Here is a 16,709-nt window from a genome sequence, read left to right on the forward strand (position 1 = left end):
GCTCCGGGCAAGGCAATGAAGGTCTTGGTCACAGGCGCATCGGGCTTCATCGGACGCCTTGTCGTGCAAAGGCTTTGCGAGGCAGGGGTGGAGGTTCGCCTCGCCTCGCGCTACCCAGAAAGGCTCGCTTCGGGCAGCGACATCGTTGGCTTGCCGCGTTTCGATGCGCCGGCCAAGGACTTCCTTGCCGTCACCCGTGACGTCACGGACGTCGTTCACTGCGCCGGCTTGAACAATGATCAAGGCGAGGCCACCGAAGCCGACTACCGAGCCGCCAACGCGGAACTGAGCGCGCGGCTGGCGCATGCGGCCGCCATGCAGGCAAGCGGACGTTTCATCCAACTGTCATCGGTCCGGGCCGTGATCGGCGCCCGCGTCAGCGCAACGATCGACGAGCATACGGTCCCCGATCCGCAATGCGCCTACGGGTGCTCGAAACGCGAGGGCGAGATCAGGGTCCTGGACGCCTATGCATTGCACGGCCGCGCCGACGCCGCCGTGCTGCGCCTGCCTGCCGCCTACGCAAGCGGCATGAAGGGCAATCTGGCAATGCTGATGCGCCTGGCCGATACAAGCCTGCCGCTGCCGACGGGTGTACTGACGGGAACCCGCTCGCTGGTGTCGGCCGACGCAGCCGCGCAAGCCGTGCGGCATTTGTTGGCTCATCCGGGGCCGCTCAGCCCTGCCTATATAGCCAGCGACGTGCCTCCGGTGTCGGTGGCAGCCGTCGTAAGCGCCTTCCGTAAGGGACTTGGGCGGCCGGTGCGCCTGGCTGCCGTACCGGCCAGCCTGATGCGGATGGCCGCGGTGGCGCTAGGCAAGCGGGCGTTTTGGGAAAGCATGACGGCGACACAGATATGCGACCCTTCCCTGCTCGTCTCGCAGGGCTGGCTGCCGGAAACAGCGACGCTTGATCGTCTAAGCGAAATCGCGGCGCGCAGCAGGCAAGCTCAACCTGGATAAATCGTCGCGAGCAGGATGCGAAGATCAAGGCCGATCGACGCGACCTTGAGATAGTCGGCATCGGTTTCGGCCAATAGGGCCGGGTCCGACATGTCGATGCCCTTGACCTGAGCCAGGCCGGTGATGCCGGGAAGCGCCGATGAAACGCCCAGCCGTCGGCGGCACTCGATCAGCTCGGTTTGCGTCGGCAGGCAGGGACGCGGTCCGACCAAGCTCATCTCGCCCTTCAGAACATTCCAGAACTGCGGCAGCTCATCGAGCTTGAACTTCCGCAGGGTCTTTCCGGCCGGCGTCACGGCATTCGCCGGCGCCTCGTGCGAAGGCAAGGATGGCGTGCCGACATACATCGTGCGCAATTTGTGACAGCGAAAGAGCACGCCATCGCGGCCAACCCGCGTTTGAGAAAAGATGGCCGGACCGGGCGACGATATACGAACAGCCAGGACAGCGAGCGCCAGGACGGGTGAAGTGACCAGGAGCAGCAGCGCCGCGCCGGCAAGATCGAAGATTTGCTTGGCTGTCTTCATGAACCGCCGATAGTGCTCGTTGCCAAAACCAAAGACGAAAATACGAATCCGCTCGACGTAGCATGAGGCTATCGCTCGACCAAGCTCGACCCCTCGCCTGCTCGGGTGCGCCCGCAGAGGAATGCCAGCCAGCGCCCCAGGGTCCCGAAGGTCCGCCGATAAATGCCGCTCTTGCGCAGACTGCTCAAGCGCCGAAGAAGGCCAGGGTCTTTTGAAGCATCAGTTCGCCTGCCCGGCCGCTTTCGGGATCACGGCCTCAGGCACGTCCCCTCTTACCTTCTTGGTATGGTCAAGACCCGCAAGCACAGCGAGCGAGGATGCCTTGTCCTGGCTCTTCACGGATTGCTGCAGGGCCGCAAGCGCCGCCTGGACATCGGACCATTCCGCGACATCGGTGCTCAGGCCAAAAATCTTGGAAATGCCGAGTTCGACCAGCTCCTCATCCTCACCATGCAACGTTTCATGGAGTTTTTCACCCGGCCGGATTCCGGTGAAGCGAATGGGGATGTCCGTGTATGGGCTTTTTCCGGACATGCGGATCATCGTCTCGGCAACTTCGAGGATCGGCACCGGTTTGCCCATGTCGAGCATGTAGACGGCGTAGTCGTCGCCGGCTTTCCGCGAGGCGGCATCGGCCGCGGACATGATGACGAGGTCGACGGCTTCGGCCACGGTCATGAAATAGCGCGTCATGCGCCGGTCGGTTATGGTGACCGGACCTCCGGCCTCGATCTGCGCCTGGAATATGGTTGCGACCGAGCCATTGCTGCCAAAGACATTGCCGAACCGAACGGCTATGAACTTGGTGGCGGGGCGCCGTGCGCCGGGCTCGCCGGCGGGCGTTTCATGCAAGGCGCTGACGATCTGTTCGGCCGCCCGCTTCGTCAGGCCCAGCACGGATGTCGGGTCCACGGCCTTGTCGCTCGAAACAAGCACGAATTGCTTGACGCCGCATTTGGCGGCAACCTCGGCACAGACAAGCGTTCCGAAGACATTGGTCTGGATGGCCGAATCCCAGTTTTCCTCGAGCAAAGGCACATGCTTCAGTGCCGCGGCGTGGAAAACGATGTCCGGCTTGAACTCGGTGACGACACGCGTCATCTGGCGCCGGTCGGCGACATCGACAATGCGGACCTTGAGGCGGTCATGGTCCTTCTCTTCGACGTATTGGCTCAACTGGAAAATGCCGAACTCGGAATTGTCGGCAACCAGCACCGCCTCCGCGCCCAGTTCCAGTGACCTCTTGACCAGGGTGCGGCCGATGGAACCGGCGCCGCCGGTGACCAGGACGCGCTTGCCGCCGACGAAGGCCCCGATGCGTTCGATGTCGGACGGAACCGTGGGGCGGCGCAGGATCGTTTCCATCTCGACCTCGTCGAGAACGAGCTTTCCCTCCTGGCCGAGCTGCGAAAGCCCCGAGAACTGCACCACCGCTATGTCGCCTTGCCGGGCAACACGGACGAGCTCCGAATACTCCTCGATCTCATGTTCGGCGCCGCTGCCGAAAATCAGCAGGTCCAGGCTTGTCGTACCCTTGGCGTATTCTTCCAGCACCTCGATCAGGCGGGGGCGGGTGGCCACGACGGGAACGCCCTGGATCCGAGTGCCCTGCGGAACACCGTGCTCAATCGCCATAATCCCTGCAATTGAATACTCTACAGGCTGCGTCGTGCGCGTGAAACGGATGATTACGTCGGCCTCGCTCAGCTTGCCGACAAACACCGCTCTCTTGGTCGAAGCCTTGCCGCGACTCAGAATGCGCCAGCTCGCGCCGTCGCGAAAGAACCGGTAGAAAATCCGGGGCGCCGAGATGATCGTGAAAGAAACCAGGAAGAAGACGATGAACTGGCGCTCATTGAGGCCCGCCACCGGCTGAAAGGAACGAACAAAAAGCGAAACACAGTAAAGGACGATGGTCAGTATTGCGCAGCCCTTCAGGATGTTGAAGAAATCCGGCGTCGAGGCGAAGCGCCACACAGTATTGTAGAGGCCGCAATATCTGAATAACAGATGACTAAGAATAATGATGCTCGCCCAGCAAGCGAAACCCGCTGGAGAGAACGCTTCGAACGACAGCCTCGACTGCGATAAAGTCAGGCTAAGCGCCACCGCCACCAGAACCATGGCGATGTCTTGAATCATGATGATGGCGCGACGCATTGTGGGCCGGAGTCCGGGTACAGCTTCTACATAGGATTTCATCGGACGGTACTGAACTCCAGGCGCGAAGACTTCAATACTAAAGTGGCTCTAGAGCGAATACCATCCGTCACCGGCGGCTTCTTTTTAGTACCAAATCTTCGGCCCCCGCCGCGTGTATCGCATAGCGTGGACTTGAAATCATCGCCAGAGATTTTTTCATAGGTTGGCGGGTGAAGAGAAAGTCCGTTTGATCAAGATCTTGCACATCAACTGCAAAGAGCCCTAGAGTCCGACAGCAACTCAGGATAGAGAGAGGGGTCGGCCGGAGAGGTCAATCCTTGACTACTCTTTGCCCTGGTGCGGTCTGCTCTCGACCTATGGCCTATGGTTCCGCAGATATCAAGCGGTTCGAGAATGCCGGCAGCGCGATCGTGAGGCCATCGCTCGGTCCTTGACGCCAGACGGCTCTCACCCTGTCGACGCGGCTGGGAATGCAGTGTGGATAGCTGGAAGGAAAGGTAAACCGCCCGAAGCGATTTTGCGGTTGACAGCCAAGTCTGCTGCAATATGACGGTCTTCCCTTTACCAGCCAAAGCGAAGTGATGAAGTTTGGATCAAGTGGCCTGCGAGGGTTGGCTTCAGAATTAGTCGGGAAACCCAGCGGCCTTTATACGGAGGCTTTCGCTTGGCGTCTCGTTGCCGATGGGGTCCGATCGAAGGCCAAGGTGTTCGTTGGTCGCGACTTGCGCGATAGCAGCCCGACGATCGCCGCCAACTGCATGGCTGCCTTGGCGGCAAGTGGGTTTCAACCGATCGATTGCGGTGCCATTCCAACGCCAGCCTTGGCGTTGTATGCCGGGCAGCATGACGCAGCGGCGCTCATGGTTACGGGTTCGCACATCCCTGCGGACCGCAATGGCATCAAGTTCTATAGCCCGCGGGGCGAGATCACCAAGGCCGATGAAGCCGCTATGGCACACTATGCTGCCGAACGGCTAGACGCCTATTGCCCCCCGCCGCCGATAGGTACGGCTTTGCCGGGGCATCACGACAATGCGATCGCCGCCTATCGCGCGCGCGCTGATGACATCTTGGAGCCAGGGTCCCTTTCGGGCCTGAGGCTCGGCGTCTATCAGCACAGTTCGGTCGCGGCGGATCTTCTGGTGGAGGTTCTCCGATCCTTTGGCGCAGATGTGACACCTGTCGGGAAATCGGAGACCTTCGTACCCGTCGATACCGAAGCCGTTGACGAAACCACAATTGCAAAGTTCAAGGGTTGGGTGCGAGAATTCCACCTCGACGCCATCGTGTCGACCGATGCCGATGCTGATCGGCCACTGATTGCCGACGAGAATGGTGACCTGTTTCGCGGCGACCTGATCGGCCTCGCCACGGCTCTGTTCCTGCGGGCTGACATCGTGGTGACGCCCGTGACTTCCAATTCAGGTATTTCGAAAGCCTTCGGTTTTACGGTTCTGAGAACGAAGGTCGGATCTCCCTTCGTCGTCGAAGCCATGGAAGCCTCACACCACCCCGAGAAAATCGTTGTGGGCTTTGAAGCCAATGGTGGCGTTCTCTTGGGGTCGGACTGTTGGCTACACGGCAAGACATTGACGGCATTGCCGACACGGGATTCACTGCTCCCCATCCTGGCTGTCCTCGGAATGGTCGCGTCGACAAGAAAATCGCTGTCAGGTCTGCGCGCGTTGTGGAATCTTCCGGCCTGTGCAAGCGAACGCCTTGAGAATTTCCCAGTGGAGAGTTCGCGCAGCTTGATGCGTCGGCTCGCGGATCGGCCTGCACTGCAGCGGTTTCTGGCCCCGTTCGGGATTGTTGCTGAAGTTGACGAGACCGACGGCCTAAGGACACAAATGCTGACTGGCGAGATCATCCATCTGCGGCCGTCCGGCAACGCGCCTGAACTTCGCTGCTATTCGGAGGCAGCAGACCCAGGCAGAGCGAGAGCGATTGTGGCGCTGACGCTCGACAGGGCGCAGGCAATCGCATCCACAAACGAAGCAGAGGTCATTTCATGAAAGTGGTTCCCGTCATCATCAGCGGTGGAGCCGGATCGCGACTATGGCCTGCCTCAAGGCAATCGCACCCCAAGCCTTTTCTTAAAGTGGCGGATGGGCATTCGCTTATTCAGCACACAGTGCTGCGCGCCGCGTCGATTGAGGGAGTGGTGGAACTCGTGGCTGTAACGTCCGGGGACCACCTTTTCCTCACGAAGGACGACTTCGACGAACTGGATTCGGTTGTGTTGCCACGTACGTTTCTGCTCGAGCCGGAAGGCCGGGATACTGCCGCTGCCGTGGCGGCAGCCACTGTCCATGCCAAGGCAACGCAGGGCCCTGATGCGATTCTATGCGTCTTCCCAGCCGATCACATGATTGGCAACCTGCCCGCATTTCTAGACGTCATGGGCCGCGCCATCGAATACGCAAAACTGGGGCGGATTGCCACACTGGGCATCAGCCCGACCAGGCCGGACACGGCGTTCGGCTATATCGAAGCCGATGGTGAGAAAGTCGTCCGTTTCGTTGAAAAACCGGATCTCGACACAGCCAAAGCCTATGTCGAATCCAAACGCTTCTTCTGGAACGCGGGGATTTTCTGCTTCAGCGCGCAACGAATGCTCGACGAGATGGCTTTGCATTGCCCCGAAGTGATCCAGGCGGTTTCCGACAGTTATGAGAACGGCCGATTCAGTCAAGGCGAAGGCTTTGCCAAAATCGAACTCGCGCCCGAGCATTTTGGCTCCGCTCCGCGAATCTCTCTCGATCACGCGGTTATGGAGAAGGCGAACAATCTTGCCGTGGTTCCTTGCGACATGGATTGGAACGACATCGGATCTTGGAACGCGATGGCCGATTTGATCGCTCCTGACGAAAGCGGCAACAGGCTGCGCGGCGATGTTCATATGGTCGACACCACCGGCAGCTATGTAAGTTCCGACAAGCGCGTCATCGGCACGGTCGGGGTCAGCGATCTGGTGATCGTGGATTCTCCCGACGCATTGCTTGTCGCCTCCCGCGATCGCGTTCAGGACGTCAAGAAGTTGTTCGAGGGCCTCAAGGCTTCCGGGCATGAGGCACATTTGGTCCACAGCACCGTACATAGACCGTGGGGCACCTATACGGTTCTGGAGGAAGGCGAGCGCTTCAAAATCAAACGCATCGAGGTGAAACCCGGCAGACGTTTGAGCCTGCAAATGCACTACCATCGCTCCGAGCACTGGGTCGTGGTCAGCGGGTCCGCGAAAATAGTCAACGGCGACCAGGAGCTGTTCCTGGCGACAAACGAGTCGACCTACATCCCCTGCGGTCATAAACACAGGCTGGAGAACCCGGGCCGGATTGACCTGGTGATCATTGAAGTGCAAAGCGGCGATTATCTCGGCGAGGACGATATCGTGCGTTTTGACGACGTATACGGCCGCGCCTGACAATCCATTGGCTCACGGTGCTGGGCGACCAATCACCGGATAAACCGAGAACATCGATGAAAAAGACAGCTTTGATTACCGGCATCACCGGGCAGGACGGCGCCTATCTGGCGGAGCTTCTGCTTGCCAAAGGGTATGAGGTTCACGGACTTGCACGGCGTTCAAGCACTGCCGATGTGAACACCACGCGCCTGAAGTGGCTCGGCATCGAGAAAGACGTTCGGATCGTGGACGGAAACCTCACGGATTTGTCCGGTCTGGTTAGAACTATGCGCGATGTGAAGCCGGATGAAGTCTACAATCTTGCGGCCCAATCTTTCGTCAAGTCATCGTGGCAGCAGCCGATCCTGACAGGCAACGTTACCGGCATAGGCGTGACCAATGTTCTTGAGGCAATCCGCCTGGAATCGCCGGAGGCCCGTTTCTATCAGGCATCATCCTCGGAAATGTACGGCCTTATCCAGGAGCCGATGCAATCGGAAACCACACCTTTCTACCCCCGTTCCCCTTATGCGGTGGCGAAGCTCTATGGTCACTGGATTACGGTCAATTATCGCGAAAGTTTCGGCCTGCATGCCTCAAGCGGCATCCTGTTCAATCATGAATCTCCGCTTCGCGGCATCGAGTTCGTCACCCGCAAAGTCACGGATGCGGTCGCGCGCATCAAGAAAGGCATGGCAAAGGAATTGCGTCTCGGCAACATCGACGCCAAGCGTGACTGGGGTCATTCCAAGGACTATGTCCGCGCCATGTGGCTGATGGTACAGCAGGACCAGCCGGACGATTACGTGGTTGCGACAGGCAGGACGACAACTGTGCGCGACATGTGCCGAATCGCATTCGAGCATGTTGGGCTCAAGATGGATGACCATCTTGTGATCGATCCCGACCTATTCAGACCGGCCGAAGTCGAAATTCTGCTCGGAAATCCCGCCAAGGCAAAGCAGAAGCTGGGATGGGAGGCGACGACCTCGCTGGAAGCTATGATCTGCGAAATGGTGGACGCGGACCTCGACCGCCATACCAACCCGCCGAGCCGCTGAGTGATCGGAAAGTTGACGCACCGCATCCTTGTAACCGGAGCCAATGGCTTTGTCGGCAAGGCACTGTTGCAGTTGCTGGAGCGGGAACACAGTTCCTGCGAAGTGTTTGCATTTGGCCACGGCGGAGGACAGCGAGACGCGATCGACGTGTTTGACCGGGAGGCGGTCGATGCCGCCGTCCTGAAGGTGCGGCCAACAGCGCTTGTCCATTTGGCGGCAATCGCCGCGCCGTCCGATGCACGCAAAGCGCCGAGGCATGCCTGGAACGTCAATTTTACTGGAACCATGAATCTTGCTGAATCCGTGATGCACAACGCGCCGGAGGCCCGGTTCGTTTATATTGGCAGTTCGGAAGCCTATGGTGCTTCTTTCCAGGGCGCGGCCGATCCGGTGACGGAAAGTGCGCCGCTTCAGCCGATGACGGTCTACGGCGCGACCAAGGCGGCCGCGGACCTGATGATCGGGCAAATGGCATATGACGGTCTGCGCGCCATCCGCTTTCGCCCGTTCAACCACACCGGTCCTGGTCAGTCCGACGCCTATGTGGTCCCTGCTTTCGCGCGCCAGGTCGCCGAGATCGTGTTCGGCAAAAGCGAACCGATCATTCGCGTGGGAAATCTCGAAGCCGAACGAGATTTCCTTGATGTTCGCGACGTGGTTCGCGCCTACGCGAGTGCCGCGATTGCGGACTGGGACGGTAAGCCGGACAGCGTCTTCAACGTCGCATCCGGACACCCCCGGAAGATCCGGCACATACTGGACGCGCTCATTACGCAGTCGGGCATAGACATCGACGTGGTTGCCGATCCGGCAAGGTTCCGCCCAAACGACATTCCCGTCATGTGCGGTGATGCGACAAATGCACGCGACAGGCTGAATTGGAGGCCTCTGGTCCCTTTCGAACAGACAATCGCTGACGTTTTCGGATATTGGCGCCGAGCGTGTAGCGCTGGCTGACATCGTCAGAGCGCAAAAGGTAGAGCAATATGTTCCGAAGCCTGTGGCAGTACCGCCATTTCATCATTTCCTCCATCAAAGGCGAACTGCGCGGTCGTTTCGCGCGCTCACGCCTCGGAGCGCTTTGGTTTATCCTTCACCCGCTCGCACAATCTCTGATTTTTTCGATCGTTCTCGCGGAAGTCATGCGCGCCCGCATGCCAAACAGCGACAATACGGCCGCCTATCCGATCTATCTCCTTTCGGGCATGGCCGCCTGGGGTCTTTTCAGCGAGATATTGAACAGGAGTATCGGCATCTTCATAGAGCAGGCTTCGGCAATGAAGAAGATCGCTTTTCCGCGTCTCTGCCTCCCAGTGATCATTCTGGGCAGCGCGCTTATCAATCACGTCCTTTTGCTTGCCGCGATTATGGTTATATTCCTGTTTTTCGGCCATTTTCCTGGCCTGGCATGGCTATATCTCATTCCCGGGATGCTGGTGATTTCAGCCATGGCATTCGGCATCGGCGTTTTTCTGGGAGTGCTGAATGTATTCGCGCGCGACGTCGCTCAGTTCATGAGCGTTTTCATGCAGCTTTGGTTCTGGTTCACGCCTATCGTTTACTTGAGAAGCGTCGTGCCCCAGCACTTCCAGTGGCTGCTTGCGCTCAATCCGATGACGCCTCTGGTCGGGCTTTACCAAGACGCCCTTCTGCTCAACCAAGGACCGCAATGGACAAGTCTCCTGCCCACGCTTGTGGTCGGCGGCCTTGCGATGCTGCTCTCCTTTACCGTGTTTCGCCGGGCAAGCCCTGAGTTGGTGGATGCCCTCTGATGTCGCTAGTCCTTGACGTCTCCCACGTGGGCAAGTCCTACACCACGTATCGGAGCAATCTCCAAAGATTTGCGAACTGGTTCGGCGCGTCCATCGCGCCGCAAAGCGAATTTTGGGCAAACCGGGATGTCTCTTTCCAAGTTGAGCAAGGTAAGGCTGTCGCCCTGATTGGGCAGAACGGGGCCGGAAAAAGCACGCTGCTCAAGATGATCACAGGCACCGTCCGTCCAACAGTCGGCTCGATCACGGTGACCGGTAGGGTCAGCGCCATCCTCGAACTGGGCCTCGGATTCAACCCTGAGTTTACCGGACGTCAGAACGTATACCAGGCGGGCGGGCTGATGGGGTTTTCCCAGCAGGAACTGACAGCCCTGATGCCTAGCATCGAGGAGTTCGCAGAAATCGGCGAATTCTTCGATCAACCCACCAGAATCTATTCGAGCGGCATGCTAGCGCGCCTCGCCTTTGCGCTCGCCACCGCGAAATGCCCCGATATTCTAATAGTGGATGAGGTGTTGTCTGTCGGCGACAGCTATTTTCAGCACAAGAGCTTCGACCGGATAAGGCAGTTCAAGGCGCAAGGCACCTCTATCATCCTCGTCACTCACAGTATGGGTGACGTTCGAGCATTGAGTGACCGGGTGGTCCTGCTCGACAAAGGCACGATCCTGAGGGACGGCGCACCAGATGAGGTGGTCGACTATTACAACACGTTGATTGCGGCAAAAGAGAACGAGAAGCAGTCCGTTGAGCAGCGGCGCACGCATGACGGCTGGGCGTTCACGAGATCGGGGACGCTTCAGGTCAAGGCATCAGCCTTGGAACTCCTCGACGCGGAGAGCGGAGAGCCGGTGAAGACCGCACTCGTAGGGCAGCCGCTGGTCTTGAGGCTGGTGGCGAAGGCAGATGCAGATGTTCCGCGCCTGGTGCTGGGCTTCATGCTGCGTGACCGCACTGGCCATATCGTTTGGGGCACCAACACCTGGCACACGCAGCAGGCCCTCCAGAATGTGAAGGCAGGCGAAGAGATCGAATTCCAAATGCCTTTCACCTGCACCCTGGGCCAAGGCTCGTATTCCTTTTCGCCGTCGCTCGCCGGCGCAGACACACATCTGGTGGACAATTACGAGTGGCAGGACAATGCGCTGGTCTTCGACGTGATAAACGCGACCCAGCCGTTCTTCATCGGCACGTCCGCGCTTGACGCGCGGTTCATTATCCGAGGGGCAACTGCGTGAACGAACTTGAACGTGCCATAATGACCAGCAGTTGCGTCGATTGCGCCGGCATCACAAAAGTGCAGGAGGCAGGGCGCATCCTCAACACGCCGAACGGCCCGGTTCAGATCATGCACAACGGCTTGCGTGTAAAGGCAGGCGGATATCACGGCGACTGGATGGCACAGATCATCCGTGCGCTGAGGGGCCATCACGAGCCGCAGGAAGAACTGATCTTTCATCATATCTTACGCTACGTGCGCCACAATTCGCTGATCGTGGAACTCGGCGCCTTCTGGTGTTACTATACACTATGGTATTTGCATGAAATCGCCAACGCGACGGCAATTTGCATAGAGCCGGATCCTAACAATCTTCAACTGGGCCGAGACAATGCGGGCCTGAACGGGTTGGAAAGTCGCATCAGCTTTCACAATGCTTGTATCGGCGGCGAGAGACTTGAGAGCCTTGACCTGCGCTGTGAGTCGGACGGACAAATTCGTGCTATGCCTTGCTTCGATATGGCTTCGGTGTCCAAGTTGGCGAATGAGCGGACGATCGAGCTTCTACACATGGACGTACAGGGAGTGGAGTTGCCTTTCATTCGCTCGATGGCAGCTGCGGCGGAAAGCAAGCAGGTGCGATTTGTGGTCGTGTCGACTCACCACAGCTGCATTTCCGGCTCTCGGACCACGCATGCCGATTGCAGAGAAGCACTGCTGGATTTCGGAGCCGTCATCCTGGCAGAGCATGACGTGCAGCAGTCCTACAGCGGCGACGGGCTGATTGCGGCGAGTTTCTTTTCCGAGGACCAGCGCATCGAGCTTCCGCCGGTGTCCCTGAACAAGCCGGCTCTTTCATTGTTTGCCGAACTCCGATGATCATCTCATATGCGCAGAATTTCGAAGACGTGATCTTGTGGCGTGCACTCAAGCACGTGGAACGCGGTTTCTATGTTGATATTGGTGCGCAGGACCCGGTGATCGATTCCGTAAGTTTCGCTTTCTACAAGAAAGGTTGGCGAGGCGTTCACGTCGAGCCGAATGCCGAATTTGCGGCCTCGCTCCGCAGCGCACGCCCCGACGAAGAAGTTCTGGAAATTGCTGTCGGCAAAGAGGACGGAGAGATCGAGTTCTTCGACATTCCCGATACCGGGTTGAGTACGGGAGACAAAGAAACCTCGAGAACCCATGAAGCACGCGGTCTTCGCATTCGGCGTCTCTCGGTTCGTTGCCGCCCTCTTTGGCTAGTTCTGGATGCTTATGTAGATAGAGATATTCACTGGCTGAAAATTGACGTCGAGGGCATGGAGGAGCAGGTGATTGAAAGTTGGTCACCATCTACAGTACGTCCCTGGATTGTTGTCGTCGAAAGCACTAAGCCAAATTCCACCGAACAAAATCATATGCCTTGGGATTCCACGCTACTGAATCTTGGCTATGAGTTTGCCTATTTTGATGGTCTGAATCGTTTCTACGTAAGTGTTGAGCATCCTGATCTCAGAAATAGTTTTGGCCCGGGGCCGAACATTTTCGACAATTTTGCGTTGAGCGGTACCGCTTCGGGGCCAATCTGTGAAAATCTGAACGCCAAAGTCGACGCCTTGATCCAACAACTTTCTGAGGAACAGGATGCCAAGGCCGCACTGGAAACTCACCTTGTCGACCTGCAAAGTGCCCGAACGACACTGGAGGCCAGGCTTATGGAAGAGCGAGGCGCAACAGCCGCACGGGATGCGCAACTCGCCGAAGTCTATGCTTCGACCTCTTGGCGGATCACAAAACCGTTGCGATTTGCGAGCCGTCAGGTGCGTTGGAGATGGGCTGTGATTCGCAACAAGTTTTGGTCCTGAGACCCGTTATCTAGCCAACAAAATACAGGCACGATATTCATGACCAAGCCAGGGACAGTCCTGCTTCTAAGCACCTATCCCATTGTTAAGCCGCAGCACGGAGGACAGGTGCGCCTCCTCAATATCAAGCGGGCCTATGAGAGCGCCGGGTGGAAAGTCACCCCCCTAGCCGTATACCCTGAAGAGGGCTACCAGAAATCGAGTATAGGACCCGATGACATCTTATTTCCTTTAGATAGTCCCCACAGACTTTTCAACGGCAGGCACGTTCCGTTCGTTACGGATATCACATCAGGTGCATTCGCCAGCAGTGAAGATGGCGGGTTACCTCAAATACTGGCGAGTATTTCGGGGCAGATTGATGTCATCCATGTTGAACAGCCATGGTTATGGCCGCTGGCTAAAACCCTGCGAGAGCGTCAACAATATTCTTCGTCGCTTCTTGTCTATGGATCGCAAAATATTGAAGCTCCGCTGAAACGTGGGATCTTCAATGATTGGAATGTTGTGGAATTTGAAGACGCAATTGAAGCGGTTGACCGGCTTGAGCGGCAGGCTGCACGAGAGGCCGATCTAACTATCGCAGTTACGCAGGACGAAGTTGACGTCTTGACGAGTTGGGGGACGAACAACGTCAAATTATTACCCAATGGAATTGAACCTTGGCAAGCCGATGAGGAAGCAATTGCAGAGTGGCGACAGAGGCTTCCGAAACATCCCTGGCTCCTCTACGTGGCGAGCGCACATCCACCCAATTTTACAGGCTTTGCGCAGGTCTTCGGAGAATCGCTCGGCTGCTTTCCTCCAACAAGCAAGCTGGTCGTTGCGGGCAGCGTAACCGAACACATTTATCGAGTGATGAATAATACGAAATGGTCGACATTGAATCTGTCACGGCTACAATTGTTGTTCCCACTACCTGATCGTGACCTTGCTGCCGTTAAAACGCTGGCTCACGGGTTCATATTGCCAATACCTTTTGGAGGCGGCTCGAATATTAAAACCGCAGAAGCTTTGTATTCTGGGGCATATGTGGTTGGCACGCCGTCTGCCTACAGAGGCTTCGAATCATTTATCGATCTGCCGGAAGTGTTTGTGGGAGGTAATGCAAAAGAATTTCAACGAGCAATCAGGGATGTCCTCATTCGCCCGCGAGCTTCACCTTTGCAGGCGGGGTCCGAACAATTGGAACGTCGTAAAAGTTTACGGTGGGACGTTTGTTTGGCTTGCTTGCCAGCGATGGTTAAGAAACTGAAATGCGAAAAGTGTGCGTAGTGAATAAGATCTGGCTTGATGTTACGTCGATACTCCAGTGGACTCGCCCTGCGGTTGGCGTCATTAGAGTTGAAATGGAATGCGGAAAATATGCTCTTGACCGCTTAGAGTCCGCTGTCGAATTCTGTCGCTTTGATCGGAAGGCTGGCTACATAAGGGTTACAGGCTCCGATCTACGACGCGCGATAGACAGAATTGGCCATGTTCACCAAACGCTCGTTGCATCATCGGCTGACGACAGCTTGGTCACACGCCCTGCCGTTCCCCTGATCCGCAGACTGGCCTCAGTCGTTCGGCGGATTTTGAACAAACTGCCGGGTGGGTTTGGTGAATCAATGTTTCGTTTTCTGGCCGTCAGACGAGAAGCCGCGGAGGCCAGCATAAATGGCCTTCGAGAATTCCGAAGGGCTGTTCGCGCATGGCGCAGTCCAGCGGCCCAAACACTTTCTCTGCTGGAAAATTCGAGGCCCCAAACAGACGGCGTCCTCTTTTCTCAGGGAGATGTCTATGTCTCGCTTGGATTGGATTGGGATCAAAAAGACCTTACCTTCGTTGCCGAACGGAAGGGACTTCTGGGCTTCAAAACGATATTCTGCTGTTATGATCTAATCCCGGTAAAATTTCCTCACCTTTGCGTTGGTGATGTAGCCGCAAAGTTCGCCCGTTATTTTGCTGATCTTGCTTGGTGTGCGGACGAAATTGTAAGCATTTCCGAATGCAGCAAACGTGACTTACTCACTTTGCTTGAGGAGCTTGGAACGCCTGTACCAAAAACTACCGTTATCAAGCTTGGCAGTCATCTTCCAACATCCAATAATGCTGGCGTTTCTACTCAAACAAAGGAGGCGTCTGGTGATCGTTTCATCCTTTTCGTGTCGACGATCGAACGCCGGAAAAATCACGAAACGCTTTATCGCGCGTATACGCGCCTGATGGACAAGGGGGTCAAAAACCTGCCGAACCTCGTGTTCGTCGGAATGCCTGGCTGGGGAGTAAACGACTTTCTCGCGGATCTCCGATTTGATAACCGCGTGAAGGATCTCGTGAAAGTGCTTACGAATGTGAGCGATGCGGATCTTAACTGGCTATATAAAAATACCCTGTTTACTGTCTTTCCGTCACTGTATGAAGGTTGGGGGTTAGCTGTCGCCGAGAGCCTTGCCGCAGGAAAGTTCTGCCTTGCCTCAAATGCAGCTTCGATTCCGGAAGTCGGCGGCGATCTTATAGAATACCTCGATCCATGGGACGTTCAGCAATGGGCAGAGCGGCTGGAATGGTACTTCGACAATCCGTATGCTTTGACACAAGCCGAAATGCGAATACGGAAAGAGTACGATGCTCCAACCTGGGAAGACACGGCTATTGCGGTTTTCGGTAGAGCTCAGACGTTGCTCGCGTCATGACAGCCGTCAGAGCACGATTTGACTCGGAGTCATAGCACTCAGTATATCCTTGCTATGATACTTTCTATCCTTGACTACTCACTTAATCCGCGGGTTTATCCAATACTGCCCGCCGTCTCTTGTCGTCCAGCCGGGAATCTCTTTTCTATCTTTTGTATAGTTGAACCTGGTGGGTCTTTCACGCACCAGCGTCCATGCATTGGCATGAAACAATTCGAGCAATTCGCCCTCAATTTTTCGCGAATGAGTCCCGACAAAGATACATCGGACTTTTTCATTCAAGACATCAATTGCTGATGAAAGAACAGATCCCTCCATTCCCTGAATATCAACGTGGATCAAATCTGTAACGCCCTCCGGCAACAAGTCGGAAACCGCATATCCCTGAACCTCCTCGTGTTCAACGACACGACCCAGATAGTCAACTGCTACGGTGCCATTCTCAGTTCGACCTCCGTTCTCCGCAGCGCTCGCGACTTTTGGAAAGTAGAGAGTACACCTTCCGGTTGCGACAGCTCCATTGACCAGCCTGATATCTGCCGAGTGCCCGGAAATCCCGTTCTCAGCGAGATGACCCTCAATAAGACCAAACAGATATTTGCTCGCTTCTACAGCCGTTATTGAGATATTTTTTCGCGCAGATCGTTTCGCCAACACGGCCGAAAAACAAGCCCAAGGGGCGTAGGAGGCACCGAACTCTGCCATAGTAAATGAATTGGAAGGCGCACGCTCGAGCGCATCGAGCGTTGCAAAATATTCGATTGCTTCCGCACGTAGTTGATCGTCGGGGATTGGCGGCAAGACGTGTACGGAACCTGACATGTGGGACGCCCAAGGATGGAGGTGCGCACTGGTACGAACGCCAAAGTAGTCAATGATTTTACCTGCCTCAGGGGCAGATTGCACTGTGTAGTTGGCGAAAAGTCTAGCGTCTTGCTCTTCCCACCCACCAAAGAAATCATCACCAAGAACAGCTCGTGCTTCGATGAACTGCTGCAGACGATTTCGCTTCGAAACCATTCGTTCCACTTTGGACAATTTCAAAAAGCTAAACATAAGTTCTCTAT

At 56.6% G+C, this 16,709-nt stretch carries 14 protein-coding genes; 11 read left to right on the plus strand and 3 right to left on the minus strand.

Annotated elements, in window-relative coordinates; translation table 11 throughout:
* Positions 1–15: 15 nt before the first annotated feature.
* Entirely contained in the window at positions 16–963 is a 948-nt protein-coding gene (locus FJ986_RS15490) for an NAD-dependent epimerase/dehydratase family protein (protein ID WP_140674879.1), read from the plus strand.
* On the opposite strand, the gene FJ986_RS15495 is transcribed toward FJ986_RS15490, so the two are convergent.
* Positions 951–1,490, minus strand: a complete 540-nt coding sequence (locus tag FJ986_RS15495; RefSeq protein WP_140494844.1) for a sugar transferase — start codon at positions 1,488–1,490, stop codon at positions 951–953. The genes FJ986_RS15490 and FJ986_RS15495 overlap by 13 nt on opposite strands.
* A 219-nt stretch (positions 1,491–1,709) precedes the next feature.
* On the minus strand, positions 1,710–3,692 hold the full coding sequence (locus FJ986_RS15500; RefSeq protein ID WP_181165146.1) for a nucleoside-diphosphate sugar epimerase/dehydratase: 1,983 nt from the start codon (positions 3,690–3,692) through the stop codon (positions 1,710–1,712).
* Between the two features lie 542 nt (positions 3,693–4,234).
* On the opposite strand from FJ986_RS15500, the gene FJ986_RS15505 reads away from it, so the two are divergent.
* From FJ986_RS15505 to FJ986_RS15550, 10 genes are all read left to right on the plus strand, one after another.
* The gene (locus FJ986_RS15505) at positions 4,235–5,668 is read left to right on the plus strand and encodes a phosphomannomutase (RefSeq protein ID WP_140674881.1); all 1,434 of its coding nucleotides are present in this window, start codon (positions 4,235–4,237) and stop codon (positions 5,666–5,668) included.
* A complete protein-coding gene (locus tag FJ986_RS15510; protein ID WP_140655811.1) occupies positions 5,665–7,080 on the plus strand; it encodes a mannose-1-phosphate guanylyltransferase/mannose-6-phosphate isomerase in 1,416 nt (471 codons plus the stop codon). Before FJ986_RS15505 ends, FJ986_RS15510 begins: the two co-directional genes overlap by 4 nt.
* A gap of 56 nt (positions 7,081–7,136) precedes the next feature.
* Positions 7,137–8,123: a GDP-mannose 4,6-dehydratase gene (gene gmd / locus FJ986_RS15515; protein ID WP_140674884.1), complete on the plus strand. Its 987-nt coding sequence runs from the start codon at positions 7,137–7,139 to the stop codon at positions 8,121–8,123.
* A gap of 12 nt (positions 8,124–8,135) precedes the next feature.
* The gene (locus FJ986_RS15520) at positions 8,136–9,080 is read left to right on the plus strand and encodes a GDP-mannose 4,6-dehydratase (RefSeq protein ID WP_246681802.1); all 945 of its coding nucleotides are present in this window, start codon (positions 8,136–8,138) and stop codon (positions 9,078–9,080) included.
* Positions 9,081–9,109: 29 nt separating this feature from the next.
* Complete coding sequence (locus FJ986_RS15525; RefSeq protein WP_140674889.1) at positions 9,110–9,895, plus strand: ABC transporter permease; 786 nt, start codon at positions 9,110–9,112, stop codon at positions 9,893–9,895.
* A complete protein-coding gene (locus FJ986_RS15530) occupies positions 9,895–11,133 on the plus strand; it encodes an ABC transporter ATP-binding protein (RefSeq protein WP_140674892.1) in 1,239 nt (412 codons plus the stop codon). Before FJ986_RS15525 ends, FJ986_RS15530 begins: the two co-directional genes overlap by 1 nt.
* On the plus strand, positions 11,130–11,993 hold the full coding sequence (locus FJ986_RS15535; protein ID WP_140674894.1) for an FkbM family methyltransferase: 864 nt from the start codon (positions 11,130–11,132) through the stop codon (positions 11,991–11,993). The genes FJ986_RS15530 and FJ986_RS15535 overlap by 4 nt, the downstream gene beginning before the upstream one ends.
* On the plus strand, positions 11,990–12,964 hold the full coding sequence (locus tag FJ986_RS15540) for an FkbM family methyltransferase (RefSeq protein ID WP_140674897.1): 975 nt from the start codon (positions 11,990–11,992) through the stop codon (positions 12,962–12,964). Before FJ986_RS15535 ends, FJ986_RS15540 begins: the two co-directional genes overlap by 4 nt.
* Positions 12,965–13,003: 39 nt before the next feature.
* Positions 13,004–14,239 carry a glycosyltransferase gene (locus FJ986_RS15545; protein ID WP_140674900.1) on the plus strand — a complete coding sequence of 412 codons (1,236 nt, stop codon included), beginning with the start codon at positions 13,004–13,006 and terminating at the stop codon, positions 14,237–14,239.
* Positions 14,240–14,574: 335 nt separating this feature from the next.
* Positions 14,575–15,642, plus strand: coding sequence for a glycosyltransferase family 1 protein (locus FJ986_RS15550; protein ID WP_181181892.1), 1,068 nt, complete (start codon positions 14,575–14,577; stop codon positions 15,640–15,642).
* 78 nt (positions 15,643–15,720) lie between these two features.
* Here the strand turns inward: FJ986_RS15550 and FJ986_RS15555 are convergent, their stop codons facing one another.
* Entirely contained in the window at positions 15,721–16,698 is a 978-nt protein-coding gene (locus tag FJ986_RS15555; protein WP_140674905.1) for an FkbM family methyltransferase, read from the minus strand.
* Between the last annotated feature and the right edge of the window lie 11 nt (positions 16,699–16,709).

Source organism: Mesorhizobium sp. B1-1-1 (genome assembly GCF_006442955.1).
In the GTDB taxonomy this organism is placed as follows: Bacteria; Pseudomonadota; Alphaproteobacteria; order Rhizobiales; family Rhizobiaceae; genus Mesorhizobium.

Coding starts and splice junctions, on each gene's coding strand:
- FJ986_RS15490 (WP_140674879.1), top strand. CDS start 16: ATGAAGGTCTTGGTCACAGGCGCATCGGGCTTCATCGGACGCCTTGTC.
- FJ986_RS15495 (WP_140494844.1), bottom strand. CDS start 1,490: ATGAAGACAGCCAAGCAAATCTTCGATCTTGCCGGCGCGGCGCTGCTG.
- FJ986_RS15500 (WP_181165146.1), bottom strand. CDS start 3,692: ATGAAATCCTATGTAGAAGCTGTACCCGGACTCCGGCCCACAATGCGT.
- FJ986_RS15505 (WP_140674881.1), top strand. CDS start 4,235: ATGAAGTTTGGATCAAGTGGCCTGCGAGGGTTGGCTTCAGAATTAGTC.
- FJ986_RS15510 (WP_140655811.1), top strand. CDS start 5,665: ATGAAAGTGGTTCCCGTCATCATCAGCGGTGGAGCCGGATCGCGACTA.
- gmd (WP_140674884.1), top strand. CDS start 7,137: ATGAAAAAGACAGCTTTGATTACCGGCATCACCGGGCAGGACGGCGCC.
- FJ986_RS15525 (WP_140674889.1), top strand. CDS start 9,110: ATGTTCCGAAGCCTGTGGCAGTACCGCCATTTCATCATTTCCTCCATC.
- FJ986_RS15530 (WP_140674892.1), top strand. CDS start 9,895: ATGTCGCTAGTCCTTGACGTCTCCCACGTGGGCAAGTCCTACACCACG.
- FJ986_RS15540 (WP_140674897.1), top strand. CDS start 11,990: ATGATCATCTCATATGCGCAGAATTTCGAAGACGTGATCTTGTGGCGT.
- FJ986_RS15545 (WP_140674900.1), top strand. CDS start 13,004: ATGACCAAGCCAGGGACAGTCCTGCTTCTAAGCACCTATCCCATTGTT.
- FJ986_RS15550 (WP_181181892.1), top strand. CDS start 14,575: ATGTTTCGTTTTCTGGCCGTCAGACGAGAAGCCGCGGAGGCCAGCATA.
- FJ986_RS15555 (WP_140674905.1), bottom strand. CDS start 16,698: ATGTTTAGCTTTTTGAAATTGTCCAAAGTGGAACGAATGGTTTCGAAG.